Consider the following 18,536-nt stretch of genomic DNA (forward strand, 5'->3'; position numbering starts at 1 on the left):
CGGGAAACCCCATCTCCGCAACCGCGGAGGACGCCGCGCCGCTCGCCGACGATCTCTTCAACGAGGCTGATGAGCGCGGCCATTTCTTCGAGCGCCCGGCCCGTACGTCGTCGGCAAAAGCCGTTCCGGCTCCGGAAGACAAACATTATCACGGCCACCGCGATCGCCTTCGCACCCGCTTTCGCGATGCGGGCGATACCGCGCTCGCGGACTACGAAATCCTCGAACTCCTGCTCTTTCGCCTCATTCCCCGCCGCGACACGAAGCCTGTGGCGAAGGCCCTTCTCGACCGCTTCGGCACACTGTCCGGGGTCTTCGGCGCCACACCGGCGCTTCTTCAGGAGGTGAAGGGCATCGGCGAGGCCGTCGCGCTCGACCTGAAGCTCATCTCCGCCGTCGCCCAGCGCACGCTGAAAAGCGAGATCCGCAACAAGACGGTGCTCGCCTCCTGGTCCTCGGTCATCCAGTATTGCCATGCCGCCATGGCGCATGAACCGCGCGAACAGTTCCGCATCCTCTTTCTTGACAAGCGCAACGCCCTGATCGCCGACGAGGTGCAGGGTCGGGGTACTGTAGACCACACGCCGGTTTATCCGCGCGAGGTGGTGCGCCGCGCGCTGGAACTCTCCTCCACCGCCATCATCCTCGTGCACAATCACCCTTCCGGTGATCCCACCCCGTCGCGGGCGGACATAGACATGACGAAGACGATCGTGGAAACCGCCCGCCCGCTTGGTATTACGGTGCATGATCACATCATCATCGGCAAGGACGGGCATGCCAGCCTCAAGGGCTTGAGACTTATGTGAAATCCCGAGATCGGATGATGAAACATTCATCCGATTGAAACGGTTTTCTGGCACATCAGGTTGACGAAATTTGCCCGGCGAAGACAATTGCTGCAACGCAATACGATTCTTCCCGCACAGGATTTGGGGCCATCTCACATGCAGGAATATGATCTCGTCGTCGTGGGCAGCGGCCCCGCAGGCCGCCGCGGCGCCATCCAGGCGGCCAAGCTCGGCCGCAAGGTTCTGGTCATCGAACAGGGCAAGCGCGTCGGCGGCGTTTCGGTGCACACCGGAACCATCCCGTCGAAGACGCTGCGCGAGACCGCGCTGAACCTTTCCGGCTGGCGCGAGCGCGGCTTTTACGGCCGCGCCTATCGTGTGAAGCAGGAAATCAGCGCCGACGATCTGCGCCGCCGCCTGCTCATCACGCTCGATCACGAGGTCGAGGTGCTGGAGCACCAGTTCGCCCGCAACCGCGTGCAGCATATCCGGGGCAAGGCGAAGTTCGTGACGGCGGATACGATGGAGATCGCCAAGGACGACGGCGAGACCATCCATGTACAGGCAAAAAGCATCATGCTCGCCGTCGGCACAAAACCCTATCGCCCGGAAAGCATCCCCTTTGACGGCGTCAGCGTGCTCGATAGCGATGAACTGCTCGACATCCAGGAACTGCCGCGCTCCATGGCCGTCATCGGCGCCGGCGTCATCGGTATCGAATATGCCACGATCTTCTCGGCACTCGATACGCAGGTCACGGTCATTGATCCAAAGGCGACCATCCTCGATTTCATCGACAAGGAGATAATCGAGGAGTTCATCCATGATCTGCGCGACCGCAACATGAAGCTGATCCTCGGCCAGAAGGCCGACAAGGTGGAGAAGCTGCCCAACGGCAAATGCGAGATCACGCTGGACAACGGCCGCCATGTCACCTGCGACATGGTGCTTTATGCCGCCGGCCGCGTCGGCGCGACGGATAGTCTCAACCTTGCCGCTGCCGGCCTGACGGCCGATCAGCGCGGCCGCCTTAGCGTGAACCCGGAAACCTTCCAGACCGAGGTGCCGCATATCTACGCCGCCGGCGACGTTGTCGGCTTCCCGGCGCTTGCCTCCACCTCGATGGAACAGGGCCGCATCGCCGCCCGCGTCGCCGTCGGCGCCATCGCCAAGGAGCCGCCGAAGTACTTCCCCTACGGCATCTATGCCGTGCCGGAAATTTCCACCTGCGGCCTGACCGAGGAAGAGGTGAAGGAGCGCGGCATTCCCTATGAATGCGGCATGGCGCGTTTTCGCGAGACCTCGCGCGGCCACATCATGGGCCTCAACTCGGGCCTGCTGAAGATGATCTTCTCGCTGAAGACCCGCCGCCTGCTTGGCGTGCACATCGTCGGCGAAGGCGCGACCGAGCTCGTCCATATCGGCCAGGCCGTGCTGAACCTGAAGGGCACCGTCGAATATTTCGTCGAAAACACCTTCAACTATCCGACACTCGCCGAAGCCTACAAGATCGCCGGCCTCGACGCCTGGAACCGAATGGGCGACCTCTCTCAGGCGGGCTGAGCCCGCCGGTCGAAGGAGCCGCGCATGAAAATCCTGTCGCTGAATGTCTGGGGCGGCATGCTGCATGCGCCGCTTCTCGATTACCTCGCCACGGCCGATGCAGACGTCTATTGCCTGCAGGAGGTGCCGCGTGCCATCGGTTCGCGGTCGGATTGGCTGACTTACCGCGACGGCGCAGTCGAGCTTCAGCAACGCGCCAATCTCTATGGTGAGATCGCCGAAATCTTATCCGGCCATGACGGTTTCTTCGCACCGACCGCGCGCGGCGAATTGATGGACGGTGAACGTCCCTGCCATCAGGAATTCGGCCTCGCCACATTCATCCGACAGGATATGTCTGTCATTGGTCAGGCGCTGGATTTCGTGCATGGCACCTTCTCCCCGCACGGTTTCGGCGCCCATCCGCGCGCCCGAAACGCCCACGCCTTCCGCCTCTATGATTACCAGGCGGACCGCGCACTGACGGTCGCGCAGTTCCATGGCCTGCGCGAACTCGATGGCAAGGGCGACACGCCGGCGCGCGCTTATCAGGCAGACGCCCTCGCCTCGCTCATCGGCGGGCTGCACCGCGACGGTGAAGGCCTTGTCCTGTGTGGTGATTTCAACGTACTGCCCGATAGCGCCACCTTCACGACACTTGGTCGTCTCGGGCTGACCGATCTGGTTACCACCCGTGGCTTCACCGATACGCGGACCTCGGTCTACACGAAGTCGGGACGCTACGCGGACTACATGCTGGTGAACGACGCCCTGCGCGTCGAGACCTTCAGCGTCGTCGAGACGCCGGAGGTTTCAGACCACCGGCCGCTGCTTCTGACGATCGGATAATGGCGTTCAGCCGCTTTTAGGCCGCGCCATGGCAAAGACCTCCGCCCCGCCATCGGTATAATCCATATAGCCCATGCGCCCGAGCGGACGGGCAACAGCCATGTCAATGCGGCCATCCCGAAGGATTTCAGGGCTGATGTGAATGCCGAGCACCTGGCCGAACACGACCCAATTGTCGGATTCGCGCCCCTCGATATCAACCGGCCGCAGGATCTGCGTCGTCCTGCACTCCAGCACCGCATAGGCCTCGCCGACATAGGGCGCGTCAACAAGCCGCCCCGTGACCGGCGTCAGCCCTGCAAGTTCGAATTCGTCGACACCGCGCGGCACGACAATAGAACTTGCATTCATCTTTTCTGCGAGATGGCGGCTGGCCAGCGAGCAGGTGAATACACCCGTTTCCTCGATATTCGTCACACTGTCCTTGTGGCCGCTCGAGGAAAACATCACCAGCTTGGGTGTATCGCTCACCGCGTTGAAGAACGAATAGGGCGAGAGGTTGCGTCGCCCGTCCGCTGCCTTGGTGCCAATCCAGCCGATCGGCCTGGGCGCGACGATGGCCTTGAAGGGATCGTGCTTCAAGCCATGCGCGTTTTCCGCCGTCTCGTAAAACAACGCGTCAGGCGTCATCGCCGACCCATGTAACGATCTCGGCCAGTTCCGGACGCGGACGCTCGGTCGGCGGCACGGTCGGCGTACCGATATGAATGAAGCCCGCGACCTTCTCACCCTCGTTGATACCGAGGATCGGATAGGCGCGGCTGTCGAAGGCATACCATTCCGTCAGCCAGTTCGAGGCGAAGCCGTGCGCATTGGCGGCCATGACCAGGTTCAGGCAAACGGCGCCCGCCGACATAACCTGCTCCCATTCCGGGATCTTGAAATGCGGCGCTGCCTTGCTGACCACGGCGACGACGACGGGCGCACGCGTCAGCCGCGTGTTCTCCACCTTCACCATCTCCTCGGAAAGCTCGGGCTTGTCACCGATCGCAATCTTCGCCAGTTCCTCACTGATGCGGCGGCGTTCTTCGCCGCGATATACGATGAAGCGCCAGGGTGCGAGCTTGCCGTGGTCCGGCACGCGCGAGGCGAGCGTCAGCATCTCCCCGACCTCCTCCTTGGAGGGGCCGGGCTCGCTCATCTGAAAGGCAGGAATAGACCGGCGGGTCGAAAGATAATCGATCAGCTTGATTTCGGTTTTCATCGGGCGGGAGTTCCAATATCGTGTCGGCGGGCCGGCCTTGAAAATGCCATTCGGCGCGTCTTCAAGTGGAGCCTTACAGTCAGGAAGTCAACCACATCCATGCGCATGCCTCTCCATCCCGTCGTCGCCGTGGGCCTTACCGTCGCGAGCCTTGTTGCGTCGCTCGTTCCCGTGCGCGCGCAGGATTCGGTCGAGAGCTTTTCGCAGATCACCACCCCGCCGGTGAAGGGTGGCAAGCTAACCTCGTTCAACCCGATCATCACAGGTGAAGCCACACCGAAGAACCTGCGCGACATCACCTGCGAGGCGCTGCTGACCAAGGATGGCAGCCCCATGCAGCATGGCCTGACCTGGCGTGTCTTCTCGCCCATCCCCGGCGCCGATGGCAAGCTGCCGCTGCTGGCGACCTCCGAGGGCGGCACGGCCGCCTTCCAGCTGGTGCCCGGCGAATATTTCGTCAACGTCGCCTTCGGCCGCGCCGGAGCCACCAAGAAGCTTGTCGTGCCCGACACGGGCAACGTCGACAAACAGGTCATGGTGCTCGATGCCGGCGGCATCATGCTGAACGCCGTCTCCGGCTCCGACGTGCGCATCCCGCCGAAGGAACTGAGCTTCGCCATCTACGCCGCCGAAGTGCGCGAGGATGGCGAACGCAACCTCGTCGTGGACGACGTCAAGCCGAACTCCGTTGTCCGTCTTAACGCCGGCACGTATCACGTCGTTTCCGATTACGGCACGGTCAATGCCGTCATTCGCGCCGATATCCAGGTGGAAGCGGGCAAGCTGACGCGCGCCACCATCCAGCACAGGGCCGCAAAACTTACGCTGAAACTCGTCTCGGAAGCCGGTGGCGAGGCGATCGCCGATACCGCCTGGTCGATCCTGACGTCTTCAGGCGACACCGTCTCCGAAAGCGTCGGTGCCTTCCCGACCGTCGTGCTGGCCGAAGGCAGCTACATTGCGGTCGCGCGGAACAAGAACAAGATCTACCAGCGCGATTTCACCGTGCAGGCCGGCGTGAACACGGATGTCGAGGTGCTGCTCGACGAAAAGGCGAACGACCAGAAGGCCGCCGCCGAGGATGTCGTCGACTAACCTGCCCGCCGCAGGAACGGTTTGGGTCGCGGTGCCATCGCAAAAACCGCATCATAGAGCCGCGCAGTCAGCGTCTTGCGGTCTCCCGAATCAAGCTCCGCCCAGGACAGCACGCCACCGATGTGCGCGCCGATGGTCGAGCCTGATAGACGACGGAATTCGCGGATGAGCAGTGACAGCCGCAGCGTCAGCGAAACCTTGCTGGCGAGATGGAAGAGCCGGCCATTCTGCCCTTCGAAATAGACTGGAATGACGCTGGCCCGCGCGGTCTGGATGAGCTTTGCCGGAAACATTTTCCACGGCAGATCTTCCGCACGTCCGAACACCTTCTTGGCCGTCGCCACACCGCCCGCTGGAAACACAATGACAGTCGTTCCCTCTTTCAGGAGCCGCACAGCCTCCGTCCGCGTCTTCATGTTAAGCGCGAGCGCTTCCTTCGTTTCCTCGAAGGACACCGGAAGCGCATAGGGCTGCATTTCCGGCACCTTGAGCAGATCGTTATGGATCATGACCTTGAAGGGACGCCCTAGCTGCTCGGCCAGCGCCAGCACGGCAATACCGTCGCCGATGCCGAACGGATGGTTCGCCACGATGACGACTGGTCCCTCCGGCAAGTTCGCCGGCGGCCAGGCGCCCTGCACGCTGAGCCGCACATTGATGAGATCGAGCATGTCGCCGAAGACGCGCGCGCTGGTTCCGACGATGGAGGTGCGCCAGATGTTGTAGAGCCGCGCATAGCGGTTACGCCCGGCCAGACCTTCCATGGAGCGGATGAACCATCGTTTGAGGCGCGGATCGTTCTCGTTGGCGTATGACAGTTCCTTGAACCGCACGGCATTCCCCAAAAAAATGATCCCGCACTCGATAGCACGGGATCATGAAGGTTTTCAGACAAGCCTTGTCGCCATCACGCCTTGCCGAGCTTGCGCTTGATATCCGGCGGCGTGGCTTCCAGCGACAGCGAGGCGATGGCCTCGTCCAGCGTCATCGACGTCTGGTTCTGCGAACCGAGACGGCGGATGTTAACCGTGCGCTCCTCCGCCTCCCGCTTGCCGCAGACGACGATGACCGGAACCTTGGTCACGGAATGCTCGCGGACCTTGTAGTTGATCTTCTCGTTGCGGAAATCGGTCTCGACGGTCATGCCGGCGTCGCGCAGCTTCTCCGCCACCTCGCGGCCGTAGTCGTCGGCCTCGGAGGTGATGGTCGCCACCACCACCTGCTGCGGGGCGATCCACAGCGGCATATGGCCGGCGAAGTTCTCGATCAGGATGCCGAGGAAGCGTTCCATCGAGCCGCAGATGGCGCGGTGGATCATCACCGGCTGCTTCTTGTCGGAATTCTGGTCGATATAGAACGCGCCGAACCGTTCCGGCAGGTTGAAGTCGACCTGCGTCGTGCCGCACTGCCATTCGCGGCCGATGGCGTCCTTCAGCGTATATTCGAATTTTGGGCCGTAGAACGCACCCTCGCCGGGCAGGATGCCGGTCTTGATGCGTCCGCCGGACTGCGCCTCGATCTGCTTCAGCACATCCATCATGACGCTTTCCGCCCGATCCCACAGCGCATCGGAACCGACGCGCTTTTCCGGACGGGTCGAGAGCTTCACGACGACCTCGTCAAACCCGAAGTCCTTGTAGACCGAGAGGATGAGGTCGTTGATGCGCAGGCATTCCGCCGCCATCTGCTCGTCGGTGCAGAAGACATGCGCATCGTCCTGCGTAAAGCCGCGCACGCGCATCAGCCCGTGCAGCGCGCCTGAAGGCTCATAGCGATGCACGTTTCCGAATTCCGCAAGGCGAACAGGCAGTTCGCGATAGGACTTCAAGCCATGCTTGAAGATCTGCACATGGCCGGGGCAGTTCATCGGCTTAAGCGCGAAGACCCGCTCGTCGTCGGTCTCGTCGCCGGCAACGGTCACCTTGAACATGTTGTCGCGATACCAGCCCCAGTGGCCGGAGGTTTCCCATAGCGACTTGTCGAGCACCTGCGGCGCGTTCACCTCTTCATAGGTGCCGGCCAGACGACGGCGCATATAGGCGACGAGCGTCTGGAACATGCGCCAGCCCTTGCCGTGCCAGAACACGACGCCCGGCCCTTCCTCCTGGAAGTGGAACAGGTCCATTTCGCGGCCGAGACGACGGTGGTCGCGCTTCTCGGCCTCGGCGAGGATGTTGAGATAGGTGTCGAGCTCTTCCTGCGTGCGCCAGGCGGTGCCGTAGATGCGCGTCAGCATCGGATTGTTGCTGTCGCCACGCCAATAGGCGCCGGCCACCTTCATCAGCTTGAAGGCCGTGCCGATCTGGCCGGTCGAGGCCATGTGCGGACCGCGACACAGGTCGAACCAATCGCCCTGGTAATAGATCTTCAGGTCCTGCCCCGCCGGGATCGCATCGACCAGCTCGACCTTGTAGGCCTCGCCCTTGGCGGCAAAGACTTCTTTGGCCTTGTCGCGCGACCAGATTTCCCGCGTGAACGGCTTGTTGCGCTGGATGATCTCCTTCATGCGCTTTTCGATCTTGGGCAGATCGTCGGGCGTGAAGGGCTCGTTCTTGGCAAAATCGTAGTAGAAGCCGTTGTCGATGACCGGGCCGATGGTCACCTGCGTGCCGGGCCAAAGCTCCTGCACGGCCTCGGCCATGACGTGGGCGGCATCGTGGCGGATCAGCTCCAGCGCCCGATCGTCCTCGCGGGTGACGATCTCGATCCGGCCGTTGGAAACGGTTTCGGAGAGATCGCGCAGCTCACCATCGAGCGCAATCGCGATCGCCTTCTTGGCCAAAGACTTGGAAATCGCCTCAGCCACATCACGGCCCGTCGAGCCCGCGGGATAGTCGCGGACGGAGCCATCGGGAAAAGTCAGGGAAACAGGTGCAGACATCAAAAAATCTCCTATCCAGTCCCGCCAACGAATGCGGGTGGTATGCGAGGGTAAGTGGCCGGATGCGCCAGCGCGTGCGTCGCGCGGTATACGGGGATTTGGAGAGGATTGAAAGGGGTTAGAGCTTGTGAATGGGCCTGATCAGCGCAAGAATCGACAGTTCCACCCATAAATATATACTACATTATTTAGGTGAAATTTGGCAGAAAAACGTGATAATTCAAAAATATATAAGAAAACCAAAAGCATTGACATTCGAGAATGCGGCTGAGCTGAAAAATGATCAAGCCAATTGACTACTCTTCCTGAAGACAGGCGCGGCGGTTGACCATCTACAAAATAATTATCTCTACCTCTTATTAATCTCAACACATCATACCTATTAAATAGATGATCAGAATCATCAAAAATTGCATCAGAAAAATCGCAATCTATAAATTCATGGTACATCTTAGGATCATCTGACGACCAAAAATTCTGAACTACAGAGATATCGCACTCTTTTAATTTACAGTTACTAAATTTATGGCTAAATATCATATTATTGCAGACTTCAAATCTTACATTACTAAAATAAACATTTTCGGAAACCAAATCAACCTCGCCACCAAGCCCCAGAAAATAACCACCGACATACAAAGCGTTTTTTACGCCGTAGAGCACCTCCCATCGCGTGTCAGAGTTGTTTGCGTCAAATCGAACTTCTCGATCTGATTTACGGCCGATGTCTGCGCCTCTTTTAAGCGCAAGAAATGCTTCCACCTGATGGATATGATTATGATTATTACCCATCTCGCGCTGGATTAGATCCGCAATCAGATTCATTGCTTGGATTGCAAACCCATCATCGTCACCCATAATCAATATAGCTAATGTCGAAATTCCGGCTGATATATGTGATGGCTTGCCGACTTCTCCAAGCAATTTAGCGCCCTCCTGGAGAAGCTTCGCTTTGCCTTCTTGCTCGGAGAGGCGAAGTTGTCTTGCGGCTAAATCAGCTTGACGCGTATTAATTTTACCCCGCCAATTAGCAGTGCAGTAAGTAACACCAGCGAATAGTGCAACACCGAATGGAGTGAAAATCTGAATTTTCCATAAATCTCCCTCCTCAATTCCTCCTTCTAGAAGCCAAATTGCAGCAGCGACAAAGCTAACAAACGTAAAAACTGCTGCAGAAACAGACAGCGTTTCCCAGTTTTTTTCCGAAATTCGAGGATAATCCCTATTATTAATTTCTTCGGGATGGTCATTCATTATATCGATTTTCATAATTTTTTACTCTGGAGATAAGTCGAAATGCTTACCAAGCCATGCCGACGCAGAGGCGCCTTTCTGCTTTCAAGCTGGAACGGCATGGTCATTTGTTCTTCATATCCCCGATGACAGACCACTTTCGCATACAAAGTACATTGACGAAATATCCTCTCCAATTTCCCCGCCCCCAAAACCCGCTCTATCCTAAACCTCCTTCCGCCGCCGGACGGATCGCGTAACGTGTCGATGCGAATGGGAGGAGGCGCTTTCGTGGTTTGCCGCAACGTACGGCAGGGGCGAAAGAGGCGTGGAGCGTCGTGGCGGGCAAAGGCCTTTTCCCGTGAGGGATAGGGCCGGCGCAAGCCGCGGCGGGCGAGGCTTCCCCCTTCCCCGGGTCGCGGGGTCGGTTTGGGTCCGCCATGCAAGCATGGACGCGCATGCCCCCGAAACCTGCGCAAGCGGTTTTTGGACAGGCGATGCGAAGACGATGTGCAGCGAAGCCTTGCCATGCCTGAAGGAGGACAAGACCGCCTCCGAAGAACGCCTGGGGCCAAGCGAAAACGGAGCCCTCCTTGTCAGAAGGGCTCCGTATAGACAGGCCAGCAGCGTCTCTTTAGGCGAACAGGAAATCGCCCTTTGTCAGACTGCTTTCAAGAACGCCCTTGAGCAGCAACGTGTCGGATCCCACGGTCAGGAGCACGCCATTGTCGGTATCGACCGCATGGCTCTTGAACGACGACAGCGACGTCACGCCACTCAAGTTGACGAGGCTGATGAGATCGATGCCTTGGAAATCCATGATCGTGTCGTGGCCATCGCCGCGAGCGAAAACGAAGGTATCGGAGCCGGAGCCCCCCGTCATCTTGTCAGTTCCGGAGGACGACATGATGGTGTCGTTGCCGCCGCCGCCCGACAGGGAGTTCTTGGCTTCGTTACCGATCAGCAGGTCATCACCCGCGCCGCCCCGGGCATTTTCGATCACGGCGCCATTGGCGATGGTAAAGCCGCCGCCGATCCCCTTCAGGCCGCTTGTTCCCTCCTGCAGGATCTGGCTGAACGACCCACCGGCCGTGTATTCGGCAAGGACAAGCGCCTTGCGGATGCCGCTGGAAAGATCGTCATAGAAAGCAGTGGTTTTCAGCGCGGCCAGCGTTCTTGCCATCGCGCCGGTGTTGGCCGACGTGTTTAGGGTCGCATCGAACAGATTGATGATGCTGTAGTCACCGCCCGATACGCTGATCGTATCCGAACCGCCCGTATCCCACACGCAGGCAAAAGCGCGGCCGATTGACATGTGGCCTTCACCAAGATCGAGCGATGTGCTCTTGGCGACATTCAAACGATAGGTGGAGGTACCTTCAGCGTAGTCAGCCTTGCCATAAAGCGCCTGCAAGGCAGCAATATCGAGCGCCATGTAGGTAACGGCATGGCCGTATTTCACGCCGCCGCTTGCGGCATTGTAGGACATGACCGAATAGCGCTCGTTGTCCAGCACGCCCGTGACGGTGAGCGGTTCGCCCGTCTCTTCGTTATGCGTGTGCATCAGGCCCATGGAGTGGCCGATTTCGTGCAGAACGGTCCAGCTCGCATACTGACCGCCACCCTTTTCAGCCGTCGCCATCAGTGCTTCCGCGCCCGAATTGAAGACGCCCATCTGCCAGCTGTCGCCGGCCGCACGATGGGACGTGCCAGGGAATGGGAAGAAACCTTCCAGATCGCTGTCGATCGGATTCGACGAGCTGACAAGGACAAGATCCGCCTTCGTCGTATCCGTGGTTTGCGTAAGGTTGAGCGCCGTAACCGCCGAAAGCGAATTGTAGGCCTTCAGTGCAACGCTTTTGAACGCGAAGACCGCGTCGGGCTTGCCGGTGAACTCTTCCAGGAAAGCGGACTTGAATTCCGAATCTAGAGATAAGCTATTCTGGTTTCCGAAATAATACTGGAGGTTGACTTCCCCCCAGACCTTATTCGCGGTTATCGCATCGAGAAGAGAACTGCTAACCTTCGGTGCAGTAATAATTTTCGCCATAAAACGCCCCCTGAACTTTCTACGCAAGCATTACGGGTGAATTGGCGAATCGTCCAGATGGAGAATACCGAAATCTGCGTCCTATCTATTGGCGCAACGCCTACAAGATGGAACAGAAGAATAAATTCATAAAATCCGGAAAATACTTCAATCAAAATTCTCATCAGTGCACAGATAAAATTCCTGCATGCATCGAAGCAATGAGAAAAATTGATAAAATTAATTTATTTTAACTAAAAACCATTATAAAAAAGGAAAATTTCGGGAAATACGTATTTTTATATCGATAGAATTGCAAAAGTTTACTAAGATATTTTTATAAATACTACAAATTTCAGTGGTTAAGACGTTTCACAAATTAAGCGATTTCGGTGGCCGTTGCCGACCACCGAAACTCTGCTCACCTATCGCGGGAATTGGCAGACGTTCAGGACACGCCGAGCGCTTCCGCCGAGATCCAGAAAACCGCATCCTGCGATTCGGCTGTTTCCAGCCAGACGAAATCGAGATGCGGGAATTCCTCTTCCAGGATTTCCCGGCCGGAGCCGATTTCGCAGATCATGCCGCCTTCGGGATTGAGATAGGCGGGCACTTCTTCGAGAATGCGGCGCACGAGATCGAGCCCGTCGACGCCGCCGTCGTGGGCCATTTTAGGCTCGGCGCGGAATTCCGGCGGATAGCCGTCCAGCGCCTCGTGGTCGACATAGGGCGGATTGGTGATGATGAGGTCGTAGGTGCGGCCTTTGAGCGGGGCGAAGAGATCGCCCTGAAACAGCGTCACCTGGTCCTCGACATCGTGTTCGTCGAGATTGATCCTGGCCACCTCCAGCGCATCGGCCGAGAGGTCCACCGCATCCACCGTCGCCTGCGGGAAGAACTTTGCGGCGATCACGGCAAGGCAGCCGGAGCCGGTGCAGATATCGACGGCGCGCTCCACCGCCATCGGGTCCGGCAGGAAGGACGACCCGTTTTCACCAAGATATTCGGCAAACAGAATTTCGCCGATATGCGAGCGCGGCACGATCACCCGCTCGTCAACATGGAAGCGCACGCCCTGGATATAGGCGCGGCCGGTGATGTAGGACGAGGGCTTGCGGGTCGTCACGCGCGTCTCGATGCGCTCGGCGAGAAGGCGACGCTCCTCCGGCAGCAGGCGGGCGTCGAGGAAAGGATCGAGCGCATCGATCGGCAGTTCCAGACTGTCGAGCAGCAGATAGGCAGCGTCGTCGCTTGCCGTCGTCGTGCCGTGGCCGTAGCTGAGATCGGCGGCGTTGAAGCGCGAGATCGCATAGCGCCAGTAGTCGCGCAGCGTCACGAGTTCGGTTGTGATGTCTTGCTCTGTCAACGGTAGCCTCGTGTGCGATAGAATATTAGCTGGACGGACCCGGCTTTAGAATGGCAAGGGCGGAGCGGTCAATCATAACCATAGAGGCTTTCCGCGACAGCATGGCGAAGGATACGCGCAACAGGCAGAAACCGGCCGCCGCCCGCAAGGCAGGCGCGGCGTCGCGCCCCTCCGTCGCCAAGCTGCACCCAGTGGCAAAACCGAAGACGGCGCCGGACGGCAAGCGCGTTACCCTGCCCCGCGCACTCTCCAAACTCGGCTTCTGCTCGCGCACCCAGGCCGAGGCACTGATCGCAGAAGGCCGCGTCGCGCTCTCCGGCCGCACCGTTACCGATCCGGAAACCTGGATCGACCTTGCCGAAGCCGTCATCACCGTCGATGGAAACTCCGTCGTCGCCGAGGCGCGCCTTTACCTGATGCTGAACAAGCCGCGCGGCCTCGTCACCACCCGCCACGACCCGGAGGGCCGTCCGACGGTGTTCGACTGCCTCAAGGATTTTTCCGAGGCCCACATCTCCCCCGTCGGCCGCCTCGACAAGGCGAGCGAAGGCCTGCTGCTCTTCACCAATGACACGGAATTCGCCAACGCCCTGCTCGACCCCGCGACCCATGTCGCCAAAACCTATCACGTCCAAATGGACCGCGTCGCCGACGACACGGTGCTCGCGGCGCTTGAGGCCGGCGTGCATCACGACGGCGAGTTTCTGCGCGCCAGGGCCGTGCGCAAGCTGCGCGAGGGCGAGAAGAACTCCTGGTTGGAAATCACCCTCGACGAGGGCCGCAACCGCCAGATCCGCCGCATGCTGGAAGCGCTCGGCATCGAATGCCTGCGCCTACTGCGCGTCTCGATCGGCAGTCTCCAACTCGGTAAGCTGGAAAAAGGCGCCGTCCGCCCCCTTGCCGATGCGGAAATCAAGGATCTCCGCCGTCTTATCCGGCGCGGCTAGCGGAAAGCGACTTCAAGGTTCTGCCGATCGCGCGAAATGACCGAACAGTTTGTCTCGAACCCGTCCGCCTTGATTGTCAGCATGAATTCCGGCGGAATGCCGGCCGTGTTGCTGACCGTGATGCCGGCGCCATCCACGCCGAGGCTTTTCACGGTACAATCGACCGTCGAGCGACGCTCGTTGAAGACGATGTTGCCAGCCTTGAGAACGCGGCGACGCGCGCTCATACCGTCGGCGCTCTGCATGGAGGCGTAGGCGACGCAACGATTCCGCCCCGCGCCCTTCGCCTGGTACATGGCCGCATCCGCCTGCGCGAGCAGCGTCTCGATATCACGTCCGACGATAGAAAGCGCCGACGCGCCGAAACTGGCGGTGATATTGATCGTTCCGAATTCGCCCGAGATGGCTCGCGCCGCAATTTCCGCCCGAAGCTTTTCAGCGGCAATCATCGCCTCCTCGGCCCCGACATGCGACAGCAGGATCGCAAATTCCTCGCCGCCGAGACGGCCGAGCAAATCGCTGGTCCGCAGCTTCGACCGGCACGTGGCGGCCACCGCCTTCAACACGTCGTCGCCAGCCGCATGACCATAGGTATCGTTGACCTTCTTGAAGTGGTCGACATCCAGCACGAGGCAGGCAAGGTCGTGTTTGTGGCGCAGCGCCGCCGCGATCAGTTGCTCGGCCTCGCGCTTGAAGGCCCGGCGCGTCAGAGCATCGGTCAGGCTGTCGGTCGAGGCCGTCTGCATAAGCTCGATCCGGTCCATGGCGGCACCGGCCAATTCCTCAAGGATACCGAGATCCTTGCGGCTGAAAGACCGCGGTGTCCGATCAATCGCACACACGGTGCCGATTGTATGCCCAGCCTTCGTTTTCAGCGGCACGCCGGCATAGAAACGCACATGATCCGGCCCGGTTACGGCAGGATGCGTAATGAATCGCGGATCCCTGCTCGCGTCCTGCACCACCATCGGCTGATCATCGTTCAGCACATAGCGGCAGAAGGTATCTTCGACCGGCACCTCGTCAGCGGAAAGACCCGAACAGGCCTGGTACCATTGCCGATGACCGTCGATGAACGAGACAAGGCCTATTTCGACGGTGAAGACCTGCTGGATCAATCGGACGATGCGATCAAACCCTTCGTCGCGCGGACTGTTCAGAAGGTCGAGATTGTCGAGCGCGGCAAGGCGATCCCTCTCCCGCTTGATGGCTTCCGCCGACGACTTGCCGAATGTCCTCGCTGTCATGCCGTACTCCCCCTCTAGGCTCGACCCTGCCTGTGGACAAAACCGGTGCGTCTTTTGAACATGTGCATGCCCTGCGGGCAACGGCCACAAATAAGGGCTTTGCGCTTTTCCCCGCCAAACCGGATCGCCCCATAATCGGAGCGAAAGCAGGCCCGCAAGCCGACAACCGGAAGGAGTGCCAGGAGGCGTGGTCAGCCCAGCATTTTCGCAAGACCGTTGACGGTATTGGCGTTGCGCAGCGTGCCGATACCCAGCTTCTTCGTCGTCAGGTGCGATAAGAGCCGGCTATCACTCGGCTTGCCAGCGAAATCGATCCACAAATCACCGTCGACGATAGCCAGGCGGATGTCGGGCGTGGAAAGCGCTTCGAGTTTCGGCAGGACATCCTGGCCGAGCGGTTTTCGCATCACACGGATAACGACATTCTGCCCGCCGCAGCCGGGAAAGGGATTTTGTGCGGCGACGCGTTTCCAAGCATCGGCGGAGCGCAGGAGAATATCGACATGTTTGCCGAAGCGCGCCTGAAACGCCGTCTCAAGTCGCTCTTCGATTTCGGAAAGCGGCGCCTCGTCTGCATCGAAGATCAGGTTGCCCGTGGCAACCAGCGTGCGCGGTGCACGAAACCCGAGCTCTTCCGCCATGGCCCGGAGGTCCGTCATGACGAGCCTCTTTCCGGGGCCGAGAATGATCGAATGAAGAAGCGCGACATAGGTGGTCACGGGTCAGTCTCTCCCGGCACGGGAAACGCGCCACAGTCGCCAAGGTGCCCATCGCGAATAGCGGCTCTCCAGCCCTTCGGGCACGGGATCGAAGCCATGCGTGCCGCCGGGGCCGCAGCGCATGACGCGAAACAGCGTCATGAAGCCGCCGCGCCACAGCCCGTGCCGTGCGACGGCCTCATAGCCGTATTCCGAGCAGGTTGGCAGGTGACGGCAGGAATTGCCGATAAAGCCAGAGAGCGTCAGCTGGTAGAGCCGGATGAAGCCCATGCCGAAAAGCCGCCCCGGCGTTTTGCGAAACGGTCCCCGCCAGTTGCGGCCCTTATAGGCCAAGCGCCGGGCGTCGTGCCGGCAATCCGGGGCGTCACACATTCTTCCTCACCCGACCTTGACGAGCCGCTTTGCCTCGATCTGGCCTATGGCATCCACCACGGCGTCGAAGGTCAGCATGATCGAGGCGTGACGGGCCTTGTAGTCTTTGACGGGCTTGAGAAAACGCATGTCCTCGAAACGCCCGCCCGGCCCCTCACCGTCCGCCTTCAGCATGGCGAGCATGTCTTCCCGCGCCTGGCGGATTTCGGCAACCGTCGCGCCGATCACCTGGCGCGCCATGACCGAGGATGACGCCTGGCCCAGCGCACAGGCCTTCACCTCATGGGCGAAGTCGCTGACCGTGTCGCCATCGAGCTTCAGATACACTTTCACCCGCGAGCCGCAGAGCTTGGAATGAGCGTTCGCCTCGGCATCCGCGTCCGGCAGCGTGCCTATACGAGGAATGTTGCCGGCGAATTCCAGGATGCGGCTGTTATAAATATCGTCCATCATGGCCCTGTTTTCCGCGTTTTTTGCGGAATCTTCAATGATCCGAGGAGATTATTCCGATCACGGCGGGAAAAAAGCACGGCGTGTCGCCTCCCGCCTCTTTCGCACGTAGTGATCCATACTATATGATAACTCGTATTGGGGTGAGCGTTTTGCAAGAAGCCGGAGAGCCGAAAGCGGACATCACCTGTTGTTTGGGAAACCGTGCCGGACGGTCGAGCGCACTGATAAGCCGAGACCCGAAAGCCCCGGAGCCCGCCAACGGAACCCAAGCCTGCAGGGTTAGGCGAATGGCCAGTGGCGAGTCCGATAAACACGTCAGTTAACCTGCAGAAAGGTCATGGGTCCATGGACGCCATAGTCACCAATTTTCCGCGTGTCGACGATCAGTCGGACCGTCCTTCGCAGAAGGAAGCCGAGGACGCCGTCCGCGTGCTGCTGCGCTGGGCGGGCGACGACCCGCAGCGCGAAGGCCTGCTCGATACGCCCAAGCGGGTGGCAAAAGCCTATCGCGAACTGTTTTCCGGTTACGACCTCGTCGCGGAGGATGTGCTTGGCCGCACCTTCGAAGAAGTCGCAGGCTATGACGACATGGTGCTGGTGAAGGACATTCCGTTCTTCTCGCATTGCGAACACCACATGGTGCCGATCATCGGCAAGGCGCATGTCGCCTATCTTCCGAACGGCCGGGTTCTCGGTCTCTCCAAGATCGCGCGCGTCGTCGAAATCTTCGGTCGCCGCCTGCAGACGCAGGAGACCATGACGGCGCAGATCGCCAAATCGATCGACGAGACGCTGAACCCGCGTGGCGTGGCCGTCATGATAGAGGCCGAGCATATGTGCATGGCGATGCGCGGCATCCAGAAACAGGGCTCGACAACGCTCACCACCACCTTTACCGGTGCCTTCAAGACCGAACCGACCGAACAGGTCCGGTTCATGACGATGATCCGGAGCTAGGCAGATGCCGGCTCCACACGATGGAGCCGGATGGCCATGACGATCACCTTCGACGCCCCCTCCAAGGACAAGGCCGAACTCGAAACGGGTCCGGCCTTCACGCCGCGTTTCGACGAGCACGGCCTGGTGACGGCCGTGGTGACGGGTGCGAAGGATGGCGAACTGCTAATGGTCGCCCACATGAACGCCGAGTCGCTGGCCCTGACCATCGAGACCGGTATCGCCCATTACTGGAGCCGCTCGCGCAAATCGCTGTGGAAGAAGGGCGAAACTTCCGGCAACCTCCAGACCGTCGTGGAAATGCGCACCGATTGCGACCAGGATGCCATCTGGCTGAAGGTTTCCGTCGCCGGCCATGACGCGACCTGCCATACCGGTCGCCGTTCTTGCTTCTATCGCACTGTTACCAACGGAGAAAATGGTGCTGTATTGACCATTACCGGCGGCGCCCCGCAATTCGACCCGGCGTCCGTCTACAACAAAAATTAAGCATCTGCATAAGTTCTGGACCGTTCCGGCACGGATTCATCCTTTGGAAACCGGTCCGGACGCCTAATCCTCCCCATGGCGGCTGCTATCCCCGCCATGCGGATCAGGACATGGAACACCATCGCTCGTATGCGTCACGACCGGTTTCCAGCACCCACCCCGAAAGGGGTGACGATCCCGCGGGCAACTGCCCTGCTTCAGCCTCGACCGGACGCATCCAGCGGAGTTTTCAGGCCTGTCTTCGCCGTGAAAGTTCCCCGCGTCACAGACTGCATATACCCTGTCACTTATTGTGTTCCCAACGACGCCAAGACGCTGGAACTGATCGCTTCGCCGCGAATTCCTTTCGGGTACGGAGGTCT

At 59.7% G+C, this 18,536-nt stretch carries 18 protein-coding genes; 7 read left to right on the forward strand and 11 right to left on the reverse strand.

What is annotated here, in order from left to right; all coding sequences use genetic code 11:
* Window positions 1-11 precede the first annotated feature (11 nt).
* The 3 genes from radC (at window position 12) to D0Y60_RS00115 (ending at window position 3,182) form a co-directional block, all read left to right on the forward strand.
* On the forward strand, window positions 12-809 hold the full coding sequence (gene radC, locus D0Y60_RS00105) for a DNA repair protein RadC (protein WP_245409080.1): 798 nt from the start codon (window positions 12-14) through the stop codon (window positions 807-809).
* Window positions 810-947: 138 nt separating this feature from the next.
* Window positions 948-2,354, forward strand: coding sequence for a Si-specific NAD(P)(+) transhydrogenase (gene sthA / locus D0Y60_RS00110; protein ID WP_117366118.1), 1,407 nt, complete (start codon window positions 948-950; stop codon window positions 2,352-2,354).
* Window positions 2,355-2,378: 24 nt separating this feature from the next.
* Entirely contained in the window at window positions 2,379-3,182 is an 804-nt protein-coding gene (locus D0Y60_RS00115; RefSeq protein WP_117366119.1) for an endonuclease/exonuclease/phosphatase family protein, read from the forward strand.
* A gap of 6 nt (window positions 3,183-3,188) precedes the next feature.
* Here D0Y60_RS00115 and D0Y60_RS00120 read toward each other — a convergent pair whose 3' ends face one another.
* Together D0Y60_RS00120 and D0Y60_RS00125 are read right to left on the reverse strand one after the other, a co-directional pair.
* Entirely contained in the window at window positions 3,189-3,797 is a 609-nt protein-coding gene (locus D0Y60_RS00120) for a flavin reductase family protein (protein WP_117366959.1), read from the reverse strand.
* A 4-nt stretch (window positions 3,798-3,801) separates the two neighbouring features.
* The gene (locus tag D0Y60_RS00125) at window positions 3,802-4,386 is read right to left on the reverse strand and encodes a nitroreductase (RefSeq protein ID WP_117366120.1); all 585 of its coding nucleotides are present in this window, start codon (window positions 4,384-4,386) and stop codon (window positions 3,802-3,804) included.
* A gap of 99 nt (window positions 4,387-4,485) precedes the next feature.
* Between D0Y60_RS00125 and D0Y60_RS00130 the strand changes: the two genes are divergently transcribed.
* Window positions 4,486-5,481, forward strand: coding sequence for a hypothetical protein (locus D0Y60_RS00130; protein WP_117366121.1), 996 nt, complete (start codon window positions 4,486-4,488; stop codon window positions 5,479-5,481).
* Here D0Y60_RS00130 and D0Y60_RS00135 read toward each other — a convergent pair.
* The 5 genes from D0Y60_RS00135 to prmB form a co-directional block, all read right to left on the reverse strand.
* Entirely contained in the window at window positions 5,478-6,314 is an 837-nt protein-coding gene (locus D0Y60_RS00135) for a lysophospholipid acyltransferase family protein (RefSeq protein WP_117366961.1), read from the reverse strand. The genes D0Y60_RS00130 and D0Y60_RS00135 overlap by 4 nt on opposite strands.
* Before the next feature lie 74 nt (window positions 6,315-6,388).
* Window positions 6,389-8,362, reverse strand: coding sequence for a threonine--tRNA ligase (gene thrS / locus D0Y60_RS00140; protein WP_117366122.1), 1,974 nt, complete (start codon window positions 8,360-8,362; stop codon window positions 6,389-6,391).
* A 141-nt stretch (window positions 8,363-8,503) separates the two neighbouring features.
* Window positions 8,504-9,631, reverse strand: coding sequence for a hypothetical protein (locus D0Y60_RS24545; protein WP_147324475.1), 1,128 nt, complete (start codon window positions 9,629-9,631; stop codon window positions 8,504-8,506).
* A 598-nt stretch (window positions 9,632-10,229) separates the two neighbouring features.
* On the reverse strand, window positions 10,230-11,645 hold the full coding sequence (locus D0Y60_RS00145) for a M10 family metallopeptidase (protein ID WP_117366123.1): 1,416 nt from the start codon (window positions 11,643-11,645) through the stop codon (window positions 10,230-10,232).
* 427 nt (window positions 11,646-12,072) lie between these two features.
* Window positions 12,073-12,990, reverse strand: coding sequence for a 50S ribosomal protein L3 N(5)-glutamine methyltransferase (gene prmB / locus D0Y60_RS00150; RefSeq protein ID WP_117366124.1), 918 nt, complete (start codon window positions 12,988-12,990; stop codon window positions 12,073-12,075).
* 74 nt (window positions 12,991-13,064) lie between these two features.
* Between prmB and D0Y60_RS00155 the strand changes: the two genes are divergently transcribed.
* On the forward strand, window positions 13,065-13,937 hold the full coding sequence (locus D0Y60_RS00155; RefSeq protein ID WP_245409081.1) for a pseudouridine synthase: 873 nt from the start codon (window positions 13,065-13,067) through the stop codon (window positions 13,935-13,937).
* Here the strand turns inward: D0Y60_RS00155 and D0Y60_RS00160 are convergent.
* The 4 genes from D0Y60_RS00160 to D0Y60_RS00175 all read right to left on the reverse strand — a co-directional run bounded on the left by D0Y60_RS00160 (window position 13,934) and on the right by D0Y60_RS00175 (window position 16,728).
* A complete protein-coding gene (locus D0Y60_RS00160; protein WP_117366126.1) occupies window positions 13,934-15,184 on the reverse strand; it encodes a sensor domain-containing diguanylate cyclase in 1,251 nt (416 codons plus the stop codon). The two genes, D0Y60_RS00155 and D0Y60_RS00160, sit on opposite strands and share 4 nt — an antisense overlap.
* A gap of 191 nt (window positions 15,185-15,375) precedes the next feature.
* Window positions 15,376-15,903 (reverse strand): DUF1697 domain-containing protein, encoded by a 528-nt coding sequence (locus D0Y60_RS00165; RefSeq protein WP_117366127.1) that lies wholly within the window; start codon window positions 15,901-15,903, stop codon window positions 15,376-15,378.
* 3 nt (window positions 15,904-15,906) lie between these two features.
* Window positions 15,907-16,275, reverse strand: coding sequence for a membrane protein insertion efficiency factor YidD (gene yidD / locus D0Y60_RS00170; protein WP_117366128.1), 369 nt, complete (start codon window positions 16,273-16,275; stop codon window positions 15,907-15,909).
* 6 nt (window positions 16,276-16,281) lie between these two features.
* Window positions 16,282-16,728: an iron-sulfur cluster assembly scaffold protein gene (locus tag D0Y60_RS00175; protein ID WP_117366129.1), complete on the reverse strand. Its 447-nt coding sequence runs from the start codon at window positions 16,726-16,728 to the stop codon at window positions 16,282-16,284.
* A gap of 345 nt (window positions 16,729-17,073) precedes the next feature.
* Here D0Y60_RS00175 and folE point away from each other — a divergent pair, with 345 nt between their 5' ends.
* Together folE and hisI are read left to right on the forward strand one after the other, a co-directional pair.
* Window positions 17,074-17,685: a GTP cyclohydrolase I FolE gene (folE, locus tag D0Y60_RS00180; protein WP_117366130.1), complete on the forward strand. Its 612-nt coding sequence runs from the start codon at window positions 17,074-17,076 to the stop codon at window positions 17,683-17,685.
* Between the two features lie 36 nt (window positions 17,686-17,721).
* Window positions 17,722-18,174 (forward strand): phosphoribosyl-AMP cyclohydrolase, encoded by a 453-nt coding sequence (gene hisI / locus D0Y60_RS00185; RefSeq protein ID WP_117366963.1) that lies wholly within the window; start codon window positions 17,722-17,724, stop codon window positions 18,172-18,174.
* The last annotated feature ends 362 nt before the right edge of the window (window positions 18,175-18,536 follow it).

The organism is Shinella sp. WSJ-2, from assembly GCF_003432075.1.
Classification (GTDB): Bacteria; Pseudomonadota; Alphaproteobacteria; order Rhizobiales; family Rhizobiaceae; genus Shinella.

Excerpts from the sequence above, each read along its gene's own strand:
- yidD (WP_117366128.1), bottom strand. The coding sequence starts at position 16,275 with ATGTGTGACGCCCCGGATTGCCGGCACGACGCCCGGCGCTTGGCCTAT.
- thrS (WP_117366122.1), bottom strand. The coding sequence starts at position 8,362 with ATGTCTGCACCTGTTTCCCTGACTTTTCCCGATGGCTCCGTCCGCGAC.
- D0Y60_RS24545 (WP_147324475.1), bottom strand. The coding sequence starts at position 9,631 with ATGAAAATCGATATAATGAATGACCATCCCGAAGAAATTAATAATAGG.
- D0Y60_RS00160 (WP_117366126.1), bottom strand. The coding sequence starts at position 15,184 with ATGACAGCGAGGACATTCGGCAAGTCGTCGGCGGAAGCCATCAAGCGG.
- D0Y60_RS00115 (WP_117366119.1), top strand. The coding sequence starts at position 2,379 with ATGAAAATCCTGTCGCTGAATGTCTGGGGCGGCATGCTGCATGCGCCG.
- D0Y60_RS00125 (WP_117366120.1), bottom strand. The coding sequence starts at position 4,386 with ATGAAAACCGAAATCAAGCTGATCGATTATCTTTCGACCCGCCGGTCT.
- D0Y60_RS00130 (WP_117366121.1), top strand. The coding sequence starts at position 4,486 with ATGCGCATGCCTCTCCATCCCGTCGTCGCCGTGGGCCTTACCGTCGCG.
- folE (WP_117366130.1), top strand. The coding sequence starts at position 17,074 with ATGGACGCCATAGTCACCAATTTTCCGCGTGTCGACGATCAGTCGGAC.
- D0Y60_RS00145 (WP_117366123.1), bottom strand. The coding sequence starts at position 11,645 with ATGGCGAAAATTATTACTGCACCGAAGGTTAGCAGTTCTCTTCTCGAT.
- sthA (WP_117366118.1), top strand. The coding sequence starts at position 948 with ATGCAGGAATATGATCTCGTCGTCGTGGGCAGCGGCCCCGCAGGCCGC.
- D0Y60_RS00175 (WP_117366129.1), bottom strand. The coding sequence starts at position 16,728 with ATGATGGACGATATTTATAACAGCCGCATCCTGGAATTCGCCGGCAAC.
- hisI (WP_117366963.1), top strand. The coding sequence starts at position 17,722 with ATGACGATCACCTTCGACGCCCCCTCCAAGGACAAGGCCGAACTCGAA.